Genomic DNA, 19,035 nt, shown 5'->3' with positions numbered 1-19,035 from the left:
TGGAACGGGAGTCGGTTAGGAGACGAAGGCTCAAGGTTCTTGCGATCGGTTGTTCGGTTGTCGCCCAGTCGGCCGAGGGAATCCGGTTGCCTCAATGTCGACGAGGCCTTCCGAGCGATCGCAACGAGCATGGAAGCTTGTGGTTTCGAATAGGCGAATAGACCAAGGACCTCCGGCAACATTGCCTTTTCCTTGACTGCGATATTTGTGCCTGTGTCGTGCACCGGGTAGGTCAAGCCCAATTGCATCAGGATGTTGGAAGCGTTCGAGTGAGTGAATAAGTCACGCGTTTGGGAAATAACTGTTCTCAGGGACCGAAAAAGTCTCTAGAAGCTGAGGAACAAGGAAGCGCAACGGGTGCGTGTCGGCTCGTCGCGACTTCGGGCAGCAATTGTCCGGGAATGAGCCGTTCCCGTTCTGAATTCGGAAAGTCTTGATGTCGATAGTCGATTCCGTCACCAAAGCCATGGTCCCGATTCACCGGGAAGGCTGGCCTTTCATAGCAATTTCGCTCGTCGCAACGCTGGTTGTTGGCTGGTTTATCGACCCGCTGTTCTGGATCGGCCTCCTGTTGACTGGTTGGATCTGCTATTTCTTCCGCGATCCCAAAAGGGTGACGCCTGTTGGTGAAGGTCTTGTGATTTCTCCTGCAGACGGGGTTGTCAGCCTTCTCGGACACGCCCTCCCGCCTGCAGAACTGGAACTCGGCACTGAGCCGCTGATGCGTGTTTCCATCTTCATGAATGTATTCAACTGCCATGTGAACCGTGCACCAGTGGGAGGCTCGATCTCGCGCGTGGCCTATCGCGCGGGCAAGTTTTTGAATGCTGAACTCGACAAGGCAAGCGACGACAACGAGCGTAACGGGCTGGTAATCGAGATGGGCGACACCCGTATCGGCGTCGTGCAGATTGCCGGACTGGTTGCGCGCCGGATTGTGTGTTTTGTTCGCGAAGGTGAGTCAATCTCTGCCGGGGAACGTTTCGGACTGATCCGTTTCGGTTCGCGACTTGATGTCTATTTCCCCGCAGACACACAGCCGAAAGTGTCGATCGGTCAGACCATGATCGCGGGTGAAACTGTTCTGGCCGATCTGACTCAGCCTCAGGCGCCGGCGCAACCTTTGACTCGCGTGAGCTGAGGTCAGCGGTGTCGGACAGTCCAGAAAACGGGGAAAATCGAGAGCGCCGAACGCCGCGGTTCCGCCGTGTTCCGATGCGTCTGATCGTACCCAACATGGTGACATTGCTGGCACTTTGCTCCGGATTGACAGCCGTCCGAATGGCGTTTGACGATCGCTGGGAATTTGCTGTCGGTGCGGTGCTCGTTGCTGCGGTCCTGGATGGTCTCGACGGGCGTGTTGCACGCATGATGAAGGGGACGTCAAAGTTTGGTGCAGAGCTGGACTCCCTTTCCGACTTTGTCAATTTCGGTGTCGTTCCGGCATTGATGCTCTATCTCTGGCTGCTCAAGGATGCGGGCAATCTGGGTTGGATTGCAGCGCTGATCTTCGCCATTTCGATGGCGTTGCGCTTGGCGCGTTTCAACGTTGCACTGGAAGATCCCGGCAAACCCGCATGGACTTCCAGGTTCTTCACCGGAGTTCCTGCTCCCGCAGGCGCCTTGACGGTTCTTCTCCCGCTTTATCTCGATTTTCTGGGCCTGTTTCCGCACTGGTTTGCAGATACCGCCTTCGTGGCCGCCTACACGATTGCGATTGCATTTCTGGTCATCAGCAGGTTGCCCACCTATTCGGGAAAGACAATCGGCACCAGGGTCCGCCGCGATTTCGTTTTGCCGTTGATTGTCCTTGCAGTTCTGATCGTTGCGCTTACGGTCAGCTATCCGTTCCGCATGCTGGCAGGAGCTGCGGTTCTCTATCTGCTGTCCATCCCCATGTCGTGGCGTGCACATCGCAAACTTGTCCTGGCTGATGAAACACTCAGCCTCGACGACGACGGGGACGAATGTGATACCGATCTCGACAACATTGCCGATCGCGACAAGGATCATGGCGGTTGAGGCGATTGCGGTCCTCGCAAATCGGGTTTTTCGAAGAAGTTTTCTGGTTCATTTAGGCGGCCTCACAATCATGAGGAAGCAGAGATGTTACACGGAAAAACCATTTTGATTACGGGCGCGAGCAGCGGGATCGGTGCGGCTGCAGCTAAGATTTTTGCAGAGGAAGGTGCCAATCTTGTCCTTGCTGCACGGCGCAGGGAACGTCTGGAGGAGGTAAGGGCGTCGTTGCCTGACGCGTCCGGGCGTGTCGCCATATTTGCCGGAGACGTTTGCGATCCCGACTTCGCCGAAGCCTCCGTAAATGCAACGCTTGAGACCTTCGGCAGGCTCGACGGGGCCTTCAACAATGCCGGGATGATGGGTGAGATGGGGCCGCTTCCGGAGTTGAGCCTTGAAAACTGGAATCAGGTCATTGCAACCAATCTGACCAGCGCCTTTCTTGCTGCAAGGCATCAGATCCCGGCCATGAAGACGACCGGAGGTGGATCGATTGTCTTCACCTCGACATTTGTCGGTCACACGATCGGCTTTCCGGGCATGTCTGCCTATGCTGCTTCGAAGGCCGGATTGATTGGTCTGATGCAGGTTTTGGCAGTGGAGTGCGGTCCGCAAAAAATTCGGGTGAATGCGTTGCTGCCCGGCGGAACCAAAACCGAGATGGCCGGCGATGATCCGGCCTTTCATGAATACATCGCAGGACTGCATGCCTTGAAGCGAATGGCGGAGCCGGACGAAATTGCAAGGGCAGCCCTGTTTCTCCTGTCCGACGCTGGTTCGTTCGTAACGGGTTCTGCAATGTTGTGCGATGGTGGGAATTCAATCACAAAGGCATAACGGCGAGCCGGTGTGTCGTTTGCGGGGCATACTCTTTGCCCGTAAACTGCGACTCCTTTGTGCTCCAGGTGCAGCCGATCGGTGGAAGCCAACCCTTCAGATCTATTTGGTTACTACCATTCGGCTGCTTCTGACTGCCGTCAGAGTGATGACAATTCAACATTGTGATCGATTGTTTGTTTGAGACGAGGAAAGGACAATTAATCCATGTTGCAGATCCTGTTTATCGCCGTCGCACTCATTCTCTTCGTTGTTGCGTATTTCACGACAGCACGCGACCGCTACCTGACCAGGATGGAATTTTTTGTTCGCTTGCTGATCTTGCTGGTCTTCGGCATCGGCATCAGTTTTTTGGCCTCAAGTCAGGCAGGTAACAGCGATCTGGGCGCGCTTGTAGTTTTGATTTGCGGTCTCTTGGTCGGGTATTTCAGCCAGCGTTTTCATATCATGCGGCTACAGGATTTGCGCTGGTCACCATTCTTGGCACTCGTGGGCCTTGTGCCTTTCGTGAATTTCGTTTTTGTTTTTGTCCTTTTGTTCGTTCCAGGCAAACCAAAAGTAAACTCGGAAATATTCTCATAGGTTCCAGACATGAATATTCGGGCGAACGGCCGCTTTGAGGCTTCACGCGAGGCACTGCGGTCCGAAATGCCGGCGCTATCAATGAGAAAACGATAGCACTGCCCCGGTGGAAGCAAATTTTTTCCGCAAACCTTTCAGCGCCTTTTGCGAATGAACATTTGCTCTGTAACCGACTTGCCCCATTGGTCGCCGACATATTCATCGGCAAGAAAAAACCCGTTCCGCTCATAGAGATTTCTTGCAGCATCAAGGCCCTTGAGGGTCCAGAGATGGATTTCCTCAAATCCATGAGCATCACAATGGTCAATAGCCTTCAGCAGCAGCTTTTTTCCGAACCCGAGGCCACGAAGCTTTTCCGACAGGATGAACCAGCGCAGGTGCGCAATGTTGCCTGCAAGGTCCTCGCCATCGATGCTGATCGACCCGATGATCTCGCCGTTCTCAACGATACTCCAGCTGTTGTTCACCGGGTTCTCGATGCGGGGCATGAATTCGGCCATGGCCTGGGAGACGACACTTTCAAAGGTTGGTCCCATGCCGATGAAGACGCCGTGGGTGCGCGCATGCAGTGCCGCGATGTCACCGATCATGCCGGTCTGGTAGCCTTCGACGATGTCGTGTCCAGGTGTCTGAGATGCGTCAATTGCATCCGATCCGGCCAGCGCGTCCGCATAGGATGACAAGGCATCGGCGATCGAGCGGGCCGAGCCGTTTCTGATCCGGCCAAGTGCGCCGACGGCCTGATCGTTGCCGAACCTGTCGATCCTGGAAAATGTCTCCCAACCGGTGTTTGTCAGGCTCAGACCAAAAACCCGGCCATCCTTTTCCGATCGGGTCTGGATGATTTCCCCGCGCAGGTCCAGCGACTTGAGCAAGCGGCTGATTGTCGATTTCTCGAGCTTTAGCCTGGTCGCGAGATCTTTTGCGGTGATGCCTGGATGGTGCCCGATTTCCAGAATTGCATGGACGCCGGAGCCCGAAAGATCTGTTCCGGCGATTGTTCGGTCAAGAAAACCGAACTCCCTGACAAGCTGCCGCGAGGCTGCACGAATGTCCTGTACGAGGGAAGGGGACGCGTCTGTCATGGATCACCTAGGATAAAAGTTGTATCATACAACTATATTGCCGGCATCAATTTCTGGCAAGAGCCCTGGTTCTCAAAAAATGGGCGGGACAGATTTTGACCGGGCAATGACGGCACCCCGCAACCAGCGAACCTGCGTGACATGAGCTACGACTTGCTCGAAACATCCCTCAGGTTCGTCAGGTAGTCTGCATGAAACGCGGTGTATCCGTCAGACGTCGAGTTAAGATGCTCTTTGATCAGGCTGTGAAGAACAGGCAGCTTGTGGAACGGTACGGTTGGATAACTGTGATGCTCGGCATGGTAGGGCATGTTCCAGGCGAGTTTTCGCACAAGCGCGTTCGTGTAGGTCGTCCGGCTGTTTTCCAACATGTTGGCGACAAAAGGACAACGTCCATGTTCGGCCAGCAGGTAAAGTCGCAGGAATGGTTGGCCGAGAAGACAGGGTATTACCCAGACATAAAGCAGCAGGTGCAACCCGCTTACGATCGAGACCAGAGCCAGAAACCCGTAAAGCAGGAGCGAGACAACCGCTTCACGCCAGACCTTGTCCCGGCCGTTGACCGGGACGAAAGAAGTTTCACAGCGCCCGGAAGCATTCTCAAAAAGGGTTTTCCACGCGCTCCACCAGGTTGGCAACCCGCTGACATGAACAAGGTATTCCCAAACGGTATCCGGCTTTCCACCAGCTAGCTCGGGATCGTTATCCGGGTCCTGTGTGTGGCGGTGGTGCGCGAAATGAAAGTAACGGAACCAGTCCGACGGCACGACGATCAAAAAACCGCAGAGCCTCGCAACCCGGTCGTTGAGCAGGGGCGAGTGAAACGCCGTCCGGTGGATGGTTTCATGGAGCAACGTGAACAGGAAAATGATCAGGATGCCCTGGACCATCATGAGAAATTGCCAGCCGGGAACGCCGACCGCGATCAAACCGCCAACCAGGACAATCAAGCCGAAATGAAGGGCGAGGCCGGTCAGCCCTTTTGCATTCGATTTTTCAGTCAATCCGGCGCGTTGGGACGCGGTCAGTCCGGCGATGAAAGCACGATGATCCATTGGGTCCCCTGGTCGGTCATCTTCACCGTGCGGTGACCTTCTCCTGCGACTAGGGCCGGTGCATCTGGCAACTTTTCCGATGTACTGATACCAAGAAAATTGAAAAAAGCTTCCACTTGCATGCTCCTTACTCAAAACGACCAAAGTTGTTAACAATGCACTCTACGTGCAGGCCTTGAACAAGTGCAACGATGCACTCACTTTCTTCGCAATTGAAGCTGTCCGCAGCATATAGAAAAAAATCTTCACCATATTCACTTCCAACATCGACTCGAAATTCATGCTCATTTGAGTTTTGGACCAAGATTATTTTCTTTTCAGATCCAGCATTTTCCAACAAATAAATATATGCAGGCCCCAAACTATTTTCAGCGGGCGAAGCACATGTACTTATTCTTGCAACACCATTAATCTCTGATTTTTTTCAACAATGTTTACTATTCTTTCTACCGCTGGGTTCGAATTCTGTGTAAGGTCAGAAAATGTCAAGCGCCAGTCTGCTAGATCACAATCAAAGCTAAACAACGATAGATAGATCTCAAATATTAACGACATAGTAGACTCCGGCTATTCTGTCGATACTTCACTCAATCTGGCGTTTCTATCTTTTGACCAGACGATCCGCGAAAAAGATCAGCCATTGAATCAAATCCTATTGATAACAAATACGAACAAAACTATGAAAATAAAAATAAAGAATAGTACTTATAACGATAGTGAATTTTTAATAGACTTTAAGATAACATCAGGTAAAAATCCAAGAGTTATTTCCAGCCTACAACCTTCGATATATTCAGTCTAAAATTGCATTTTTAACCTCATTTGATCAACCAAAATATCTGATTAATACTGTTATTGATCGCTCTCTTCGCTTTTTCCACATCGCTGCCTTGCTCATGTGCAACTGACGTATTTGGCGCGAAAGTAGTGCTCGCTGGCTGTCTAATTACATACCTATGATTATGGATATCGACTTTTTCGTAATTGATCGTGTATCCATAAACGGAACTCGAAAGATGAATTTCGCCAGGAGTGAGTTTTCTACGCGTCATTTTTTGAGAACATTAAAATCTTGTTGGTCGACATTTCGGCTGATCAGGTCGAACACTTTCCTGATCTACTTCTCGAATAAAATCGGATAGGCTTGGAACAATTTTGCTAGTTACTGCTAATTTTACACAGGTTGAGTGATCAGTATTTCTCTCAAGACATTGTGCAACTTCTGAACCATCAGGTTGCTGAATAACATAAGATCTCAACAGGTTGATTAGTTCTTCACCCGCCAAACCGCTTTCTCTATCATATCCGTATAGAGCTAAAATCAGATAGGTTCGCTTCCAACCAAGATCATCTTTCGGTAACCCGGGTGGGTTCATACCAGATGTCACGAGGCTCTCTGCCAACAATGTGAAAGCTCGCCTATTTTGAGCTTTGGCTAGTGGCCAAAGTAATTTCCAAGCCGCAGGACAATCTCCACGTCTCAGATGCACAATGGACTCTTGGATTTCGTCATGCGGAGCCACCCGCTCTGAAGAACTTGCAGTGCTCGTGAACAAACTGCCGATCACGATGGCAATAACAACTAGAACTGTGTTGCTAGGCATATCTCCCAACGCGACTTACTTACGTTTTGACGCTTCATGGGTATTAGCAACTTACACTGGCAATGTCACCAATGTTATCCGTTTGAGCAGCTACTACGAGAACATGATCGCAGTGTTTCGGGTTAATGGCGGCGCGTTCGTCACGATTCCTGACGCTTTCTACCCGTCGACGCTTCACGCGTAGTGAGATTAACGCGTATAACAGGAGGAAGCTTCTTCCGAAGACAAGCCTCTTTAAGTCCTCCAGAATAGGTCCGGTGTTGCGCAACTCGGCGCCTTGATTGCAATACCTGTAAACGCTTCGACGAACAGCGGTTGGAATGTCGGCAAGGGTGGAGCACCACGTGCTCAAAAAACAGAAACGGCTTCGTCAAACTAACCGACGATCGGCCCATCGAGTCCGAAACGTCGCCAGCCTGAACCTGATCATTCGAAATAAATCACATCTTCGAAACGAACAGGTCCCTTTGCCAGTCCGATCCTGACCGCGGGTGTCATCCCGTCTTTCCCTTTGGCGATTTTCAAAGCGGAACGCGTACCGTCATGGGTAAGTAGCCGGACCCGTTTTCCGGGCTCCGATTTCTTGATGAAGGGGTAAGGAACATCATGCGTTCTAAGATACTCGCCTCGGTCCAGTCCTATTCTCGCGGACAAAACGCTGTTGGCAGCAAACCACGTCTTCCAGGCATCGACTGGATGCAGATCGGGATACGCTGAATCAGCCTCCCGTTTGAGCTTTGCGGCTTCGGCCACAGCAGCGTTTTCTCGTCAATCGTCGCAGACTTGTTGCAGGTCAGAACAGCAACATCCAGCCTTCCACCAAGGAACCGCTCCTTCCAAGAGGCCAGACAGGCGTTGGAGAGGCCGGGATCCCCGTCGAGGGAAAACAGCGTGTGCTTCGAGCCGCGGCCGACCAGATATTCCAGATACATGAAATGACCGAACATCAGGTAGTCGATGTGCACCATTGCGCTTTGACGCGGTAGCTGGCGGTCGGGCGTCATATGTTCCGGGCCATCTTGATCAATCCGCACCGGATGGAAAGTGCCCGTATCGAGACGGAGGCAAGTGGCATTATCCTCATAGCTCCAAAGCCTCGCATAACGCCGAAAGGCCGGGCGTAGCTCCAGGTCTCCACATTCAACAATGGCTTCCTGAATTTCATTCGTATCGAAACGCGGGTCGATCTGAGGGTGGCAAGCGAGAACATATCCGCTGTTCAGGCAGCTAGAGGCAATGGCGCGGAACTGAATCGTCTTTCGCATGGCCTTGTTCGGTCAATTGACCATGTAGTCCTGCATGTCCGTTGCGATCCGGAGTTTTCTGAACTCCATCTCCGGCAAGCGACCCTCGCGCGACGCGAGGAACTTTCGGCATTGCTCATAGAGGAAGTCTACCTTGTCGTAGACCGTCTTCGGGGCCAACCCAGTAATCTCCGAGATCTTGGACAGACAAACCTTGCCGACAAGCATCTGGAACACAGTTTTGTTTTCGTGAGAGGTCTGTTGTCGTCTGTGCGGACGGCCAACGGAGAAGGTTTTTGTGCATCTCTTGCATTTCAGGCGCTGCTCGCCTTTTAAGGTCATGCCATGGCGGGAACATTCGTCAGGATGGGTATCCAATTGCCCGAAGAAGTTTTCGCAAGAGTGGTTCTGGCAATGGTGGCCCGATGGTGTCGCCAAATAATCGAGAGACCGTTCGAATTCCTCCCAGCAAGCGAGATTGCTTTTGACCTTGGAACTGACACCGCAGGCATCTCAGAATAGCGATGCCCCGCCGTCGCTTCCTGAAACCCTGTAAGCCGTAGCTTTATTATCCCGCCGCTTCCCCCGTCGATCTTCAATCTCGGCAGGGTGGCCGAAATTCACGCATAACGGATTTTTGCAGAAATTGACGTTTACACCGCCGTAGGGCGGGGGAAGTCGCAGTTTTTTACTTGTTTCAGATTTTTGAAGCATGTCCGAACCCCGAAAGTCCCGTGGGACTAAGGGGGGGGCGGGTTAACTTTTTACTATGCGCCCACATTTAAGTTAGGGGCCGTGCGATGCACGGCCCTTTTTTGTTTTCATTTGGGTCTGCCGGAATTCTACTCCGCGGCAAGCGGCGGTTCTTCCTGCAGCGGGACCTTGGGAGGCGCCGGCTTGGGCATCGACACCACCTTTGCGGCGGGACGTTCCTTTTCGAGGTCCGGATCGGTCCACTCGCCATCCTGTTCAAGGTCGGTATCGATTTCACCCTGTTCCGGCTGCTCTGCGACCTGTTCGGCAGGCCTGCTGGACACCATGGCCCAGATAGCCCGGCCGCTATTGGCCCAGGTGCTTGGCACCGCGATCATCACCGGGATCATGACCAGTGTCAGGATCGTGGAGAAGGCGAGGCCGGAAATCACCGCGGTCGACAGCTGGATCCACCAGATCGCCGTGATACCGCCAACCGCGACGGTCTGGGTGAAGAAGTCCAGGTTGACGGCAGTTGCCATCGGCACCAGACCGACAATTGTCGTGACCGTGGTCAGCAGGATCGGACGGATACGCTGACCCGATGTCTTCAGGATCGCGTCGAGCGGATCGAAACCATCATGCCGGAAGCGGTTATAGGTGTCGATCAGGACGATCGCGTTGTTGACCACGATCCCGGCAAGCGCCACCACCCCGGTCCCGGTCATGATGATCGAGAACTTCTGGCCAGTCAGCATCATGCCGAGCAACACGCCCATGACCGACATGACGACAGTCGAAAGGGTCAGGAACGTCTGGTAGAACGAGTTGAACTGGGTGAGCAGGATGAGGAACATCAGGAACAGCGATGCCACCATCGCCTTCATCAGGAATTCACCCGACTCCTTCTGATCTTCATCAGCGCCGCGGAACTGCAGGTAGATATTGTCCGGGAAGGTCTGGGCATCCAGCCATTCGTTCAGCTCCTGCACCTTGGCGTCCACCGTGACAGGTTTGCCGTCTTCGTCCACCGCGGTCTTGTCGACGGTCGCCTTCAGCATCATCGAATAAAGACCGTCGCGCCGGGTAATCGACGAGACTTTCTGCTCAGGTGAGCGGTCGATGAAGTTTGCGATCGGCACAAGGCCAAGGGGTGTTTGAAGGCGCAACTGGTCAAAGCGGTCGAGCGTCCGCTCGTCGGCGGGAAGCCGAACGCGGATATCAACTTCGTCCTCGGAGTCTGTCGGACGGTAGTTTCCGATCAGAACACCATTGGTGACGAGCTGAACCATGTTGCCGACGGAACCGATCCCGGCCTGATAACGGCCCGCCTGTTCGCGGTCGATTTCGATCTGCCACTCGATGCCGGGCAGGGGCCGACCGTCTTCCTGATCGAGAAGATGCTTCATCTCGTCGAGTTTGGTGCGGATGCGGGCTACCTGCTCCACCATCGTGTCATAGTCGGTGGACTTGACTTCCAGCTGGAGGTCCTTGCCGGTTGGAGGGCCGCCCTCGATCTTGCGGGTCTCGACCCTGATGCCGGGAATGGAGGCGGTCCGGTCGCGGATTTCAGCAAAGATCTCCGAGGCATTTCGGCGGCAACAGTATTTTGCCAGCTCAAGCGACATTTCACCGATGACGTCAGCCGGCTTGTCCTGGACCCCGCCAATGAACTGGGGACCGCTGCCACCGCCTGGTGGGAACGCAGACGTGATGACGTTCTGGATACCGGCTGTCTGAAGCACTTCAGCCTCGACCTGCTTGACGATCTCCAGAGATTCCATTGCGGACATGTTGCCCCTTGCAGACACCATGACCACGGCCTGATCGGGTTCCTCGTCCACGAAGAACTCGACACCGGTCGGATTGGAGGAAAATGACATGAAGATCAACGCACAGGTGCCGAGAACAGCGACGAGCGTCAGGACGTTGCCGATCGGATTGCCGGCCAGCAGCTTCAGGTGACGGACGTATAGACCTGTCAGACCTTTGACGGTGCTCGCATCGAAGCGGAGTTCCTCAGGCTTGTCATTTTCCGACCCGCCATTCCGCGTGCCGAAACCAAGTGTCTTGCGGATTTCGTCAAAACCCCATTCAAGCAAATGCACGAGTGGCGATATCGTCTTGTAAGCCGCCCATACCGCCACGATCGCAAATCCGAAAACCACAAGATAGAACCCTGTATCAAGTGCTATGGGATGCGAAAGGGTGGCGAGCGGTTGAGCCAGTCCGGAGAGATATCCGAACACGGAACCGATCGTATCCGTGATGATCGCGGGTTTGCTGGTCGCGAGGAAATAGGCGAAGTAGGCCGCAAACCCGACGGCAACCATCTCGAAAGCGAGCGAGACAAACGTCACGGACCGGTATTGTTTGACCGGTTTCTGGTTTTCGACTTGCCCCTGTTTTGCAGCACGCTCACGCCTCCAACGCACGAAGGGGCGCAGGATAAGGAACGAGCTGACACCAACTAGAACAAATGCAAGCGCTGCTGTTGGTATTGCGAGTGGTGAAGCACCTAGCGCCTCTGCAAATCCAGGTGCCCCCGGATTGGCGCCGAAAGCCGCCAAGGTCGCAAGGATTGCCAGAGCGGCAAAAACCAACGCCAGAACGCCGGCAGCATTCCGTTCGATGAAATGCGTGACCATGGCGAAGATGCCACCGGTAACGGGCAGGAACACCATGGCTGTCAGCAGCGCCGCTGTCAGGACGATGATGACCATGATCGGCAGGTAGCTCATGAACTCGCCGGCAACACCTGGCCACAGCAGCATGGGCAGGAACGCGACAAGCGTTGTTGCCGTGGACGACACGATCGGCCAGAACATGAGACGTGCGGCCCGGATATAGGCTTCGCGGTCCTCCATGCCTTCATGCACCTTGCGGTCAGCATATTCGACCATGACGATTGCGCCGTCGACGAGCATACCGACGGTCAGCACGAGGCCAAACATCACCATGATGTTCACGGTGTATCCAAGCCCCGACAGGATCAGGAAGCCGACCATGAACGAGGTCGGGATCGCGAGACCGACAAGCAGCGCCGAGCGCATTCCGAGCGCGGCCAGAACCAGGATCATGACAAGGAAGATCGCCGTCAGGATCGAGGATTGCAGGGACCCCAGCACCTCAAAAATGTTCGACGACATGTCGATCATGTAATCGACCTGGATCGTCTCCGGCCAGTCCTTGGTCGCTTCATCGACGACCGCGCGGATGGCAAGGTTGTTTTCGATGATGTTGGTGCCGATACGCTTGGTCACGTCCAGCGCAATGGCAGGGCTGCCGTTTACCCGGGTATAGGAATCGGCATCCTTGAACGTGCGGCGGACTTCGGCCACATCGCTCAGGGTCACGACGCCTTCACCGGCCTGCTTGATCGGCAGCGAATAGACATCAAGAGCCGTCTCGATAAGGCCCGGAACCTTGACGTTGAAGCGGCCCTGACCGCCATCGATATAGCCCGCGGGGACAAGCTGGTTGTTGTTCGACAGAGAGGTCAGGAGTTCCTGCTGGGTGATCGCGTAGGATTCCAGCTTTTGTGAATCGATCAGGACTTCGAGCTGCTCTTCCCGGTGACCCTTGAGATCGGCGGAACGAACGGTATCAATCGCCTCGACCAGATCCTTCAGGCGCCTTGCATGCTGGTAGAGCGTGCGTTCAGGCACATTGCCTGACAGGGCGATGGTGATCGTGGGAACCAGAGCAAAGTTGGTTTCGGAAATCGTCGGTTCTTCGGCATCCGCAGGCAGTTCGCCCTTTGCTGCGTCGACCTTGTCCCGAACATCGGCAAGAGCCTCGTCCTTGTCGAAGGAAATGTCGAATTCCAGAACGATACCGGCATGACCTTCCGATGCGACGGCCGTGATCTCCTTCAGACCATCCAGGCCACGCAATTCCGTTTCCATCGGACGGACCAGAAGCCGTTCGGCATCTTCCGGTGAAATCCCTTGCTGGACGACGGAGACATAAAAGACAGGGACATCGATGTCCGGACTGTCTTCCTTCGGAATGTTGATATAGCTGAAGACCCCGGCAACCAGGAGCGCTATCATCAACACGAAGACTGTCTTGGGACGCCGCAGGACGCCTTCAAGCATGTTTATCATTTACCGAGCTCCGCGGTTTCAAAGACTGGCTGAACGGTTTCGCCGTCTCCGACATATTCCTGACCAACAACAATTACAGTGACATCTTCCGGCAATCCGCCGACCCACAGTCCGTCCTGTTCACCGCCAAGGACCCTGACGGGGAAAAATGCGGTCTTGTTGTCATCATCGATCGCACGCACTCCGACAACGCCTTCATCATTGAGCGTCAGGATGGCGGGCGAAATCTTGTGCGCCTTTTCGAGCGGAAGAGACAGGCGGGTCACGGCGGTGACGCCGTCACGTGCTGCGCCATCGGCATTCGGCAACTCGACTTCGACGCGGAATGTGCGTGTGTCCGGGTCCGCAGACGGGGAAATATAGCGAACCTTTCCCGCCATCGTCTGACCGGTTACAAGTGCGACTTCAGCTGGCATGTCGATCGAAATCTGTCCGACATTGAGTTCTGAAACCTGTCCTATGGCGATCATCGGATCGGAATTTACGACCGTTGCGCAGATGCTGCCACTTTCAAGCTGCGCTCCGACTTCGGCCATCGGGCTTTCGATCACCCCGTCGATCGGTGAGCGGATGATCGTGCGTTCCAGTTCGAGTTCCGCTTCCTTTACGCGTGCCTTCGCAGCATCGAGACCGGCCTGCGTTGCCGCAGCACGGGTCTGTGACGTGAACCCTTTGTCCGCAAGCTGTGTTGCAGCGGCGTGATCGAGTTCAGCCTGTGAAATGAGCGCCTTGGCTTCCAGTATCCTGGCTTCGCGGGTACCCCGATCCAGTTCGCACAAGATGTCCCCGGCAGACACGCGCGCGCCTTCACGGGCAGGTCGGCGAACCACATCGTCGGTCGTCTCGGATCTGACGGCAACCTTGGCTTCCGCTTCGGTGCGTCCCCTGACCTCAAGGACAGCCTGACGTTCCTGCGCCGTGAGTTTCAGCACCTGCACCCGGAACGTGGCGTCAGCGCCCTCCGCCACCCGTTCTGCCGGCGGTGGCACAGCGTTTTCTCCGTCACCGACACCTCCGACGACGACTGTTCCACTCGACATCCAGACGCCGATACCCGCAGCAAGACATGCTGCCAGAACATAGGAAAACTTTACTTTCATTGGTCAATACTCCGAAACTCAGGCCTACTCGGCGGCGTCCGAAACCGGCTTTGCCGCGTCTTCAGCGATCTTGACAAGTGCTTCGCCGTGTTCTTCCAGATAGTCGAGTGTGCAATTCATGCAGGCGATGCCGTAGCTCCTGGTCCAGTTGGATCCAGGATGGCCGCATTCCTTGTCCGTATCTGTCAGCAATTGCAGTTCCTCCCGAACCTGGGCCTTGCGGCGCTCAAGAGCGCGTCGGATGACATCCGGCGGAAGCTGAGCCGCATTCAGGGCGATCAGAAGAAAGGGGGATTTGAATGTGTCACGTGCCTGTGGCTCGCACAGGTAATCGATAAGTTCCGCCCGGCCGACTTCGGTGATCGAATAGACCTTGCGGGCAGGTTTTCCGGCTTGCGGTTCTTCCCGCACGGTTACAAGACCTTCCGATTCAAGCCGCGCCAGCGCCGGGTAGATTGATCCGAAACTCGCATCCTCAAAATAGCTGAAACGGCCGTCCGTGGATTCTTTGCGGATCTCGTATCCGGTCGCATCCCCGAATGAAAGGATTGCGAGGCACAGGCTGCGTACGCTCATGGGTCTCTCCGTTCCCGGAAGCGTCCTTCCGGATTTTCGGCCCTACCGCACCCGGCGCCCAGGCCCGGTTGATATCTCCGGCTGTATCGCACTCGAGGGGTATATGTTGGCTCGATATATCGAACTAATATATATCATGCTGAAATGAATCAAGGGTGCGCCGCACAATTTTTTGCCGGATTAGTGATTTCAGACCTGGTTGGTGTCAGGCAACGAGGTTCTCAACCCGCGTCGGAGCTGTCCTATTTGACAGGTTGTCGTTTTCCTGTCGGGCGTTAGCTTTGGTAACAGTTCAAATGGAAACGAACGGGAGAAATTCGATGGCGGTCAAAACCAGGTCGTTCGGATTGGTCAGACTATTCGATGAGCCCTTGTTTCGTCTCATTGCCATTAACGGAGCTGCAGGCATTGTCATTGCGATTTTGGTTCTTGCCGGCATTTTCTGGAGCAATATCGGCAATCTGAGGAACCTGGTGTTGAATGCGGACGATCCTGTACTTCCCGTTCTCATGCTGGCATTCGGGCTGGTGATCACGCTGGGTTCGGTGGTCATCGGCTCAGCGATCATGCTGCTTGGAAAAGAAGACCGCGGTGGCGGAACTGCATTCAGGTTGCCGGAAGTTGACAAGGGGAGCGCGCTTCAGCCGGTCCGCGTCACCACCCGATCGCAAGAATGACAACCGCGCCAAGTGGTGAAGATCGGGCGCGTGTCGCCGAAACAATCGGCTTCACTCGGCCAGACCCCGATACATGACGTTGGCTTTGGCTTCGTTCGAAGTGCTCGATCCCGCATCGGAAAACAGCGTCATGACGACGGCGGCAAGAAGCAACAGCAAACCGGCGGACGAAAGCTTCATTTCATCAGTCCTAGCGATCATGATCGCCACCCAGCAATGTTCCGCAGGATCAGTAATAATCCGGAAGGCTCTAAAACGTGCATAATCCGATACCTAAAATTTTAGGCATCGGTTTTTTCTGCGCGCTTTGAGTGGCCGGAGCTTGCGCGGCGTGGAGCGTTGCGGTCTTTTGTCCGATGATTGGCAATCTCTGGAGAGCAGCATGAACGATTCCTATCCGCGCGACATGATCGGTTACGGCCGCACACCGCCGGATCCCGAGTGGCCAGCCGGTGCCAGACTGGCGGTCCAGTTCGTTCTCAATTACGAGGAAGGCGGCGAGAACAACATTCTCCATGGTGATCCTGCGTCCGAAGCGTTTCTCTCGGAAATTGTCGGCGCCGAGCCCAGGCCCGGAAAACGTCACTGGAACATGGAATCGATCTACGAGTATGGCTCACGGGCAGGGTTCTGGCGTTTGTGGCGTTTGTTTACGGAGCGTGCACTTCCGGTAACGGTGTTTGGTGTTGCAACAGCTCTGATGCGCAATCGTGAAGCGGTTGCGGCTATGAAAGAGGCCGATTGGGAGATCGCCTCACACGGTCTGAAATGGGTCGAGCACGCGGACATGGAAGAAGACGAAGAGCGCCGGCAGATTCGGGAAGCAATCACCATTCATGAAGAAGTCACCGGTGCCCGCCCGATGGGGTGGTATACGGGCCGCTGTTCGATGCAGACCCAGAAACTGGTCCTTGAGGAGGGTGGGTTTCTCTACGATTCTGACAGCTATGCGGACGATCTCCCATACTGGGTCGATGGTCCGAATGGCGATCATCTCGTCATTCCCTATGCGCTCGATACAAATGACATGCGCTTCGCGTCTGTCCAGGGTTTCAACTCCGGAGACCAGTTTTACACTTATCTGAAGGATGCATTCGACACGCTTTACGACGAGGGCCGCCGCGGATCGCCGAAAATGCTCAACATCGGTCTTCATTGCCGGCTGGCCGGTCGTCCGGGGCGCGCTGCTGCGCTTGCAAGTTTCCTTGACTACATTGCCAGCCATGCGGATGTCTGGGTAACAAGGCGTATCGACATTGCCTGGCACTGGCACGCCCATCATGGCCGGTCGGAAAGTGCTTGAAATAAATAACCCCACGAGCCGTTTTCCGGGCAGCTCGCGGGGTATTGAAAATATCTACTTGCAACAATCTCTAGAAACAGCATCCGGACGCATAAGTAAACAAGACGTTAATTTTAACGTTAAGATTGAATTCCCACCCGAACTGCCAAGTATACTTAACGGCTGACGCCACGTACAAATCTACAGGTGTTCATTGGCGCCTCGAACCCGGAGTGATGCGAATTCGCGCGTGTCTGCGCCGGAGCATTGATCGTTCTGACGGAGAACCTTCGCCGGTTCTTTTGTCAGCAATCCCGGGGTCCAACAGATGCATGAACCGGCAAGGAATATGAAACGAGGGCAGGCGGGCCGATGAACAACCATCCATCGGTACGCGAGCGCCAAGTCCCGGCTATTCACTGATGAGTCCAATACTGACGTTTGAGCAGAGCACCGCCGCAAGCCACAAAAAAGGCAGCCCCCGGGGAGGCTGCCTGATGTCATTCTTTTGGTGTTTCTCAGGCTTTCTGAAACTTGCGTGCAATGGCAAGCGCACCAAGGCCACCCATGAGCAGCAATCCACCAGCAGGCAAGGGAACAGGTGTCGTCGGCGTGTAGTCCACCGTTATGGATTTCAGCTTCCATTCATCATTGCTGTCGAAGGCACCGATCATGAACAGGCCGCTTTCAACACCGCCGAAACCGGAAAACGGGTTGGCATCGTTTTTGTAGCTCAGGAAGTCGCCGGTTCCGTAGCTTCCGTCTCCGCTCAGATCGTAGCCCCAGCGAAAGTCATCGTTACCGCCAAAGAAGCTGAAAGAAACGGAAGTCATGGCCACATCAACCGCTTCGCCCATGTAGCTGAATGACGCGGTGACGAAATTATCCCAACCGGAACCGTCAACCCAGTGTTCTTCACCTGGTCGGGTTACAACGCCTGCGCCACCATAATAGCGACCAATCCGGATATCACTGGCCTGATTAAGGGTGTTGCTCGGACCGCCGATCGTGTAACCGCCCGATGTGTTCGAGATGTTCCGGTTGCCTCCGCTGCTGTCAAGACCGTTCGTGAAAGCTCCCGCCGTGAATGTTGCGGTGAGGCCATCGACTGTCAGTGAAAACGAATTCGGCAATACATTGTAGTTTGTCGATTGCCCCGGGCTCAGAGAGAGATCGAAAGCGACAGGCGCAGCATTGGCGGTGCCGACACTTGCAAGTAGTATGGCACTACCAATAAGAATGCCCTTCATTGTAAAATACCTCAGTGTGAGAAATCAGGATTTGATTGCAACGCATGGTTAACACACCGGTTGTAACAGGGCAATATCCTTAGTGATCACAATGAGTTTGAGGCCATGCGCATTGTTCGGTCTTGCCATCTTTCTTGAATGGGGGTCGTTCGCCATTATCCTTCTCGGGGGTGGCCACGTTGTCGTTGCGCAGTGCCGGGCGTAGCAAGCGGAATGATGCCTGACTTGTTGAAATTGCTATGTTATTTTTAACCATGAAAATATTGTCAGCTTGGTTTCAAATTCGGAATTGAACCGAAATTATGTGGTTTTTGATGTTTTTTCGGGAAGGCCGACCGGATCCACGTGTTTTGAAAACAGTGGGGGAGTAACACCGGAAAGGTCTCTGACTGATCCGGATCACTCAGTACATGACCGCTCAAACGGTTATGTCGGACCAGGTGGACGTCGGGCAAATAGACTGTGGACCTCTCAACTGTTCGTAATGCGGCGAACCGCATATACGCATATAGACCTCCTGGTGGAGGCCGGGGGAAAGACCCTCTCCAGTTGCGTCGTGGCAATTGGAGCAGAGCTGCGGTGCCCGGGTCTGGTTCGGTGGCAGAAAGCACACCGGCGCGCAGAGTTCACGCGCATAACCTGACTTTCAAATCGTTGCCTGTCTCGTCAACCTGTTCAGTAAAGCGCAGCTGCAAAGCTGATGCTGCGCGGTGTAACACGGGCGTATCGACGCTGTTGGATACGTGCGTTCGTCAATTCTCCAGAATGGAAAAAACAGCGCTTCTCAAAGAAAACAACACTGAAACCCGTGACCTCTGTGCCGGTAGATCGTCCTGTGTCGAGTTACCGTTTGTCACGGACAAAAGAGAACGAAACTCAATGAAACCAATCATGCGGCAGACATTAAATCGTGGGTACCATT

Annotated in this window: 16 protein-coding genes; 6 read left to right on the top strand and 10 right to left on the bottom strand. The window is 54.3% G+C overall.

Annotation, left to right across the window (positions count from 1 at the left end; translation table 11 throughout):
* The first annotated feature begins 436 nt into the window (after positions 1-436).
* The 4 genes from LA5095_RS21635 to LA5095_RS21620 all read left to right on the top strand — a co-directional run bounded on the left by LA5095_RS21635 (position 437) and on the right by LA5095_RS21620 (position 3,438).
* Entirely contained in the window at positions 437-1,141 is a 705-nt protein-coding gene (locus LA5095_RS21635) for a phosphatidylserine decarboxylase (protein WP_055118671.1), read from the top strand.
* A gap of 74 nt (positions 1,142-1,215) precedes the next feature.
* A complete protein-coding gene (locus tag LA5095_RS21630) occupies positions 1,216-2,022 on the top strand; it encodes a CDP-alcohol phosphatidyltransferase family protein (protein WP_082442850.1) in 807 nt (268 codons plus the stop codon).
* A gap of 84 nt (positions 2,023-2,106) precedes the next feature.
* A complete protein-coding gene (locus LA5095_RS21625) occupies positions 2,107-2,856 on the top strand; it encodes an SDR family oxidoreductase (RefSeq protein WP_055118668.1) in 750 nt (249 codons plus the stop codon).
* 207 nt (positions 2,857-3,063) lie between these two features.
* Entirely contained in the window at positions 3,064-3,438 is a 375-nt protein-coding gene (locus tag LA5095_RS21620; RefSeq protein ID WP_055118666.1) for a DUF805 domain-containing protein, read from the top strand.
* A gap of 134 nt (positions 3,439-3,572) precedes the next feature.
* Here the strand turns inward: LA5095_RS21620 and LA5095_RS21615 are convergent, their stop codons facing one another.
* From LA5095_RS21615 to LA5095_RS21585, 8 genes are all read right to left on the bottom strand, one after another.
* Positions 3,573-4,523 carry a helix-turn-helix domain-containing GNAT family N-acetyltransferase gene (locus LA5095_RS21615; protein WP_055118664.1) on the bottom strand — a complete coding sequence of 317 codons (951 nt, stop codon included), beginning with the start codon at positions 4,521-4,523 and terminating at the stop codon, positions 3,573-3,575.
* Positions 4,524-4,669: 146 nt separating this feature from the next.
* Complete coding sequence (locus tag LA5095_RS21610) at positions 4,670-5,578, bottom strand: fatty acid desaturase family protein (RefSeq protein WP_055118662.1); 909 nt, start codon at positions 5,576-5,578, stop codon at positions 4,670-4,672.
* 1,064 nt (positions 5,579-6,642) lie between these two features.
* The gene (locus LA5095_RS32470; RefSeq protein ID WP_144436147.1) at positions 6,643-7,182 is read right to left on the bottom strand and encodes a hypothetical protein; all 540 of its coding nucleotides are present in this window, start codon (positions 7,180-7,182) and stop codon (positions 6,643-6,645) included.
* A 638-nt stretch (positions 7,183-7,820) separates the two neighbouring features.
* On the bottom strand, positions 7,821-8,447 hold the full coding sequence (locus LA5095_RS33305; RefSeq protein WP_199485844.1) for a hypothetical protein: 627 nt from the start codon (positions 8,445-8,447) through the stop codon (positions 7,821-7,823).
* A gap of 12 nt (positions 8,448-8,459) precedes the next feature.
* The gene (locus tag LA5095_RS33300) at positions 8,460-8,606 is read right to left on the bottom strand and encodes a hypothetical protein (RefSeq protein ID WP_199485843.1); all 147 of its coding nucleotides are present in this window, start codon (positions 8,604-8,606) and stop codon (positions 8,460-8,462) included.
* A 662-nt stretch (positions 8,607-9,268) separates the two neighbouring features.
* On the bottom strand, positions 9,269-13,228 hold the full coding sequence (locus LA5095_RS21595; protein WP_055118658.1) for an efflux RND transporter permease subunit: 3,960 nt from the start codon (positions 13,226-13,228) through the stop codon (positions 9,269-9,271).
* A complete protein-coding gene (locus LA5095_RS21590) occupies positions 13,225-14,328 on the bottom strand; it encodes an efflux RND transporter periplasmic adaptor subunit (RefSeq protein ID WP_055118656.1) in 1,104 nt (367 codons plus the stop codon). Before LA5095_RS21590 ends, LA5095_RS21595 begins: the two co-directional genes overlap by 4 nt.
* A gap of 24 nt (positions 14,329-14,352) precedes the next feature.
* Entirely contained in the window at positions 14,353-14,904 is a 552-nt protein-coding gene (locus LA5095_RS21585) for a PadR family transcriptional regulator (protein ID WP_055118654.1), read from the bottom strand.
* A gap of 320 nt (positions 14,905-15,224) precedes the next feature.
* Here LA5095_RS21585 and LA5095_RS21580 point away from each other — a divergent pair, with 320 nt between their 5' ends.
* The gene (locus LA5095_RS21580) at positions 15,225-15,581 is read left to right on the top strand and encodes a hypothetical protein (protein ID WP_055119043.1); all 357 of its coding nucleotides are present in this window, start codon (positions 15,225-15,227) and stop codon (positions 15,579-15,581) included.
* A 51-nt stretch (positions 15,582-15,632) separates the two neighbouring features.
* Here the strand turns inward: LA5095_RS21580 and LA5095_RS32820 are convergent, their stop codons facing one another.
* Positions 15,633-15,782 carry a hypothetical protein gene (locus LA5095_RS32820; protein ID WP_158510427.1) on the bottom strand — a complete coding sequence of 50 codons (150 nt, stop codon included), beginning with the start codon at positions 15,780-15,782 and terminating at the stop codon, positions 15,633-15,635.
* Between the two features lie 181 nt (positions 15,783-15,963).
* On the opposite strand from LA5095_RS32820, the gene puuE reads away from it, so the two are divergent.
* Complete coding sequence (gene puuE / locus LA5095_RS21575; RefSeq protein WP_055118652.1) at positions 15,964-16,884, top strand: allantoinase PuuE; 921 nt, start codon at positions 15,964-15,966, stop codon at positions 16,882-16,884.
* Positions 16,885-17,381: 497 nt separating this feature from the next.
* On the opposite strand, the gene LA5095_RS21565 is transcribed toward puuE, so the two are convergent.
* A complete protein-coding gene (locus LA5095_RS21565) occupies positions 17,382-18,113 on the bottom strand; it encodes a VPLPA-CTERM sorting domain-containing protein (RefSeq protein ID WP_055118648.1) in 732 nt (243 codons plus the stop codon).
* Between the last annotated feature and the right edge of the window lie 922 nt (positions 18,114-19,035).

Source organism: Roseibium album, from assembly GCF_001404515.1.
GTDB lineage: Bacteria > Pseudomonadota > Alphaproteobacteria > Rhizobiales > Stappiaceae > Roseibium > Roseibium album.
The sequence above is the reverse complement of the archived record's forward strand: the minus strand, read 5'-3'. Positions and strand labels throughout refer to the sequence as shown.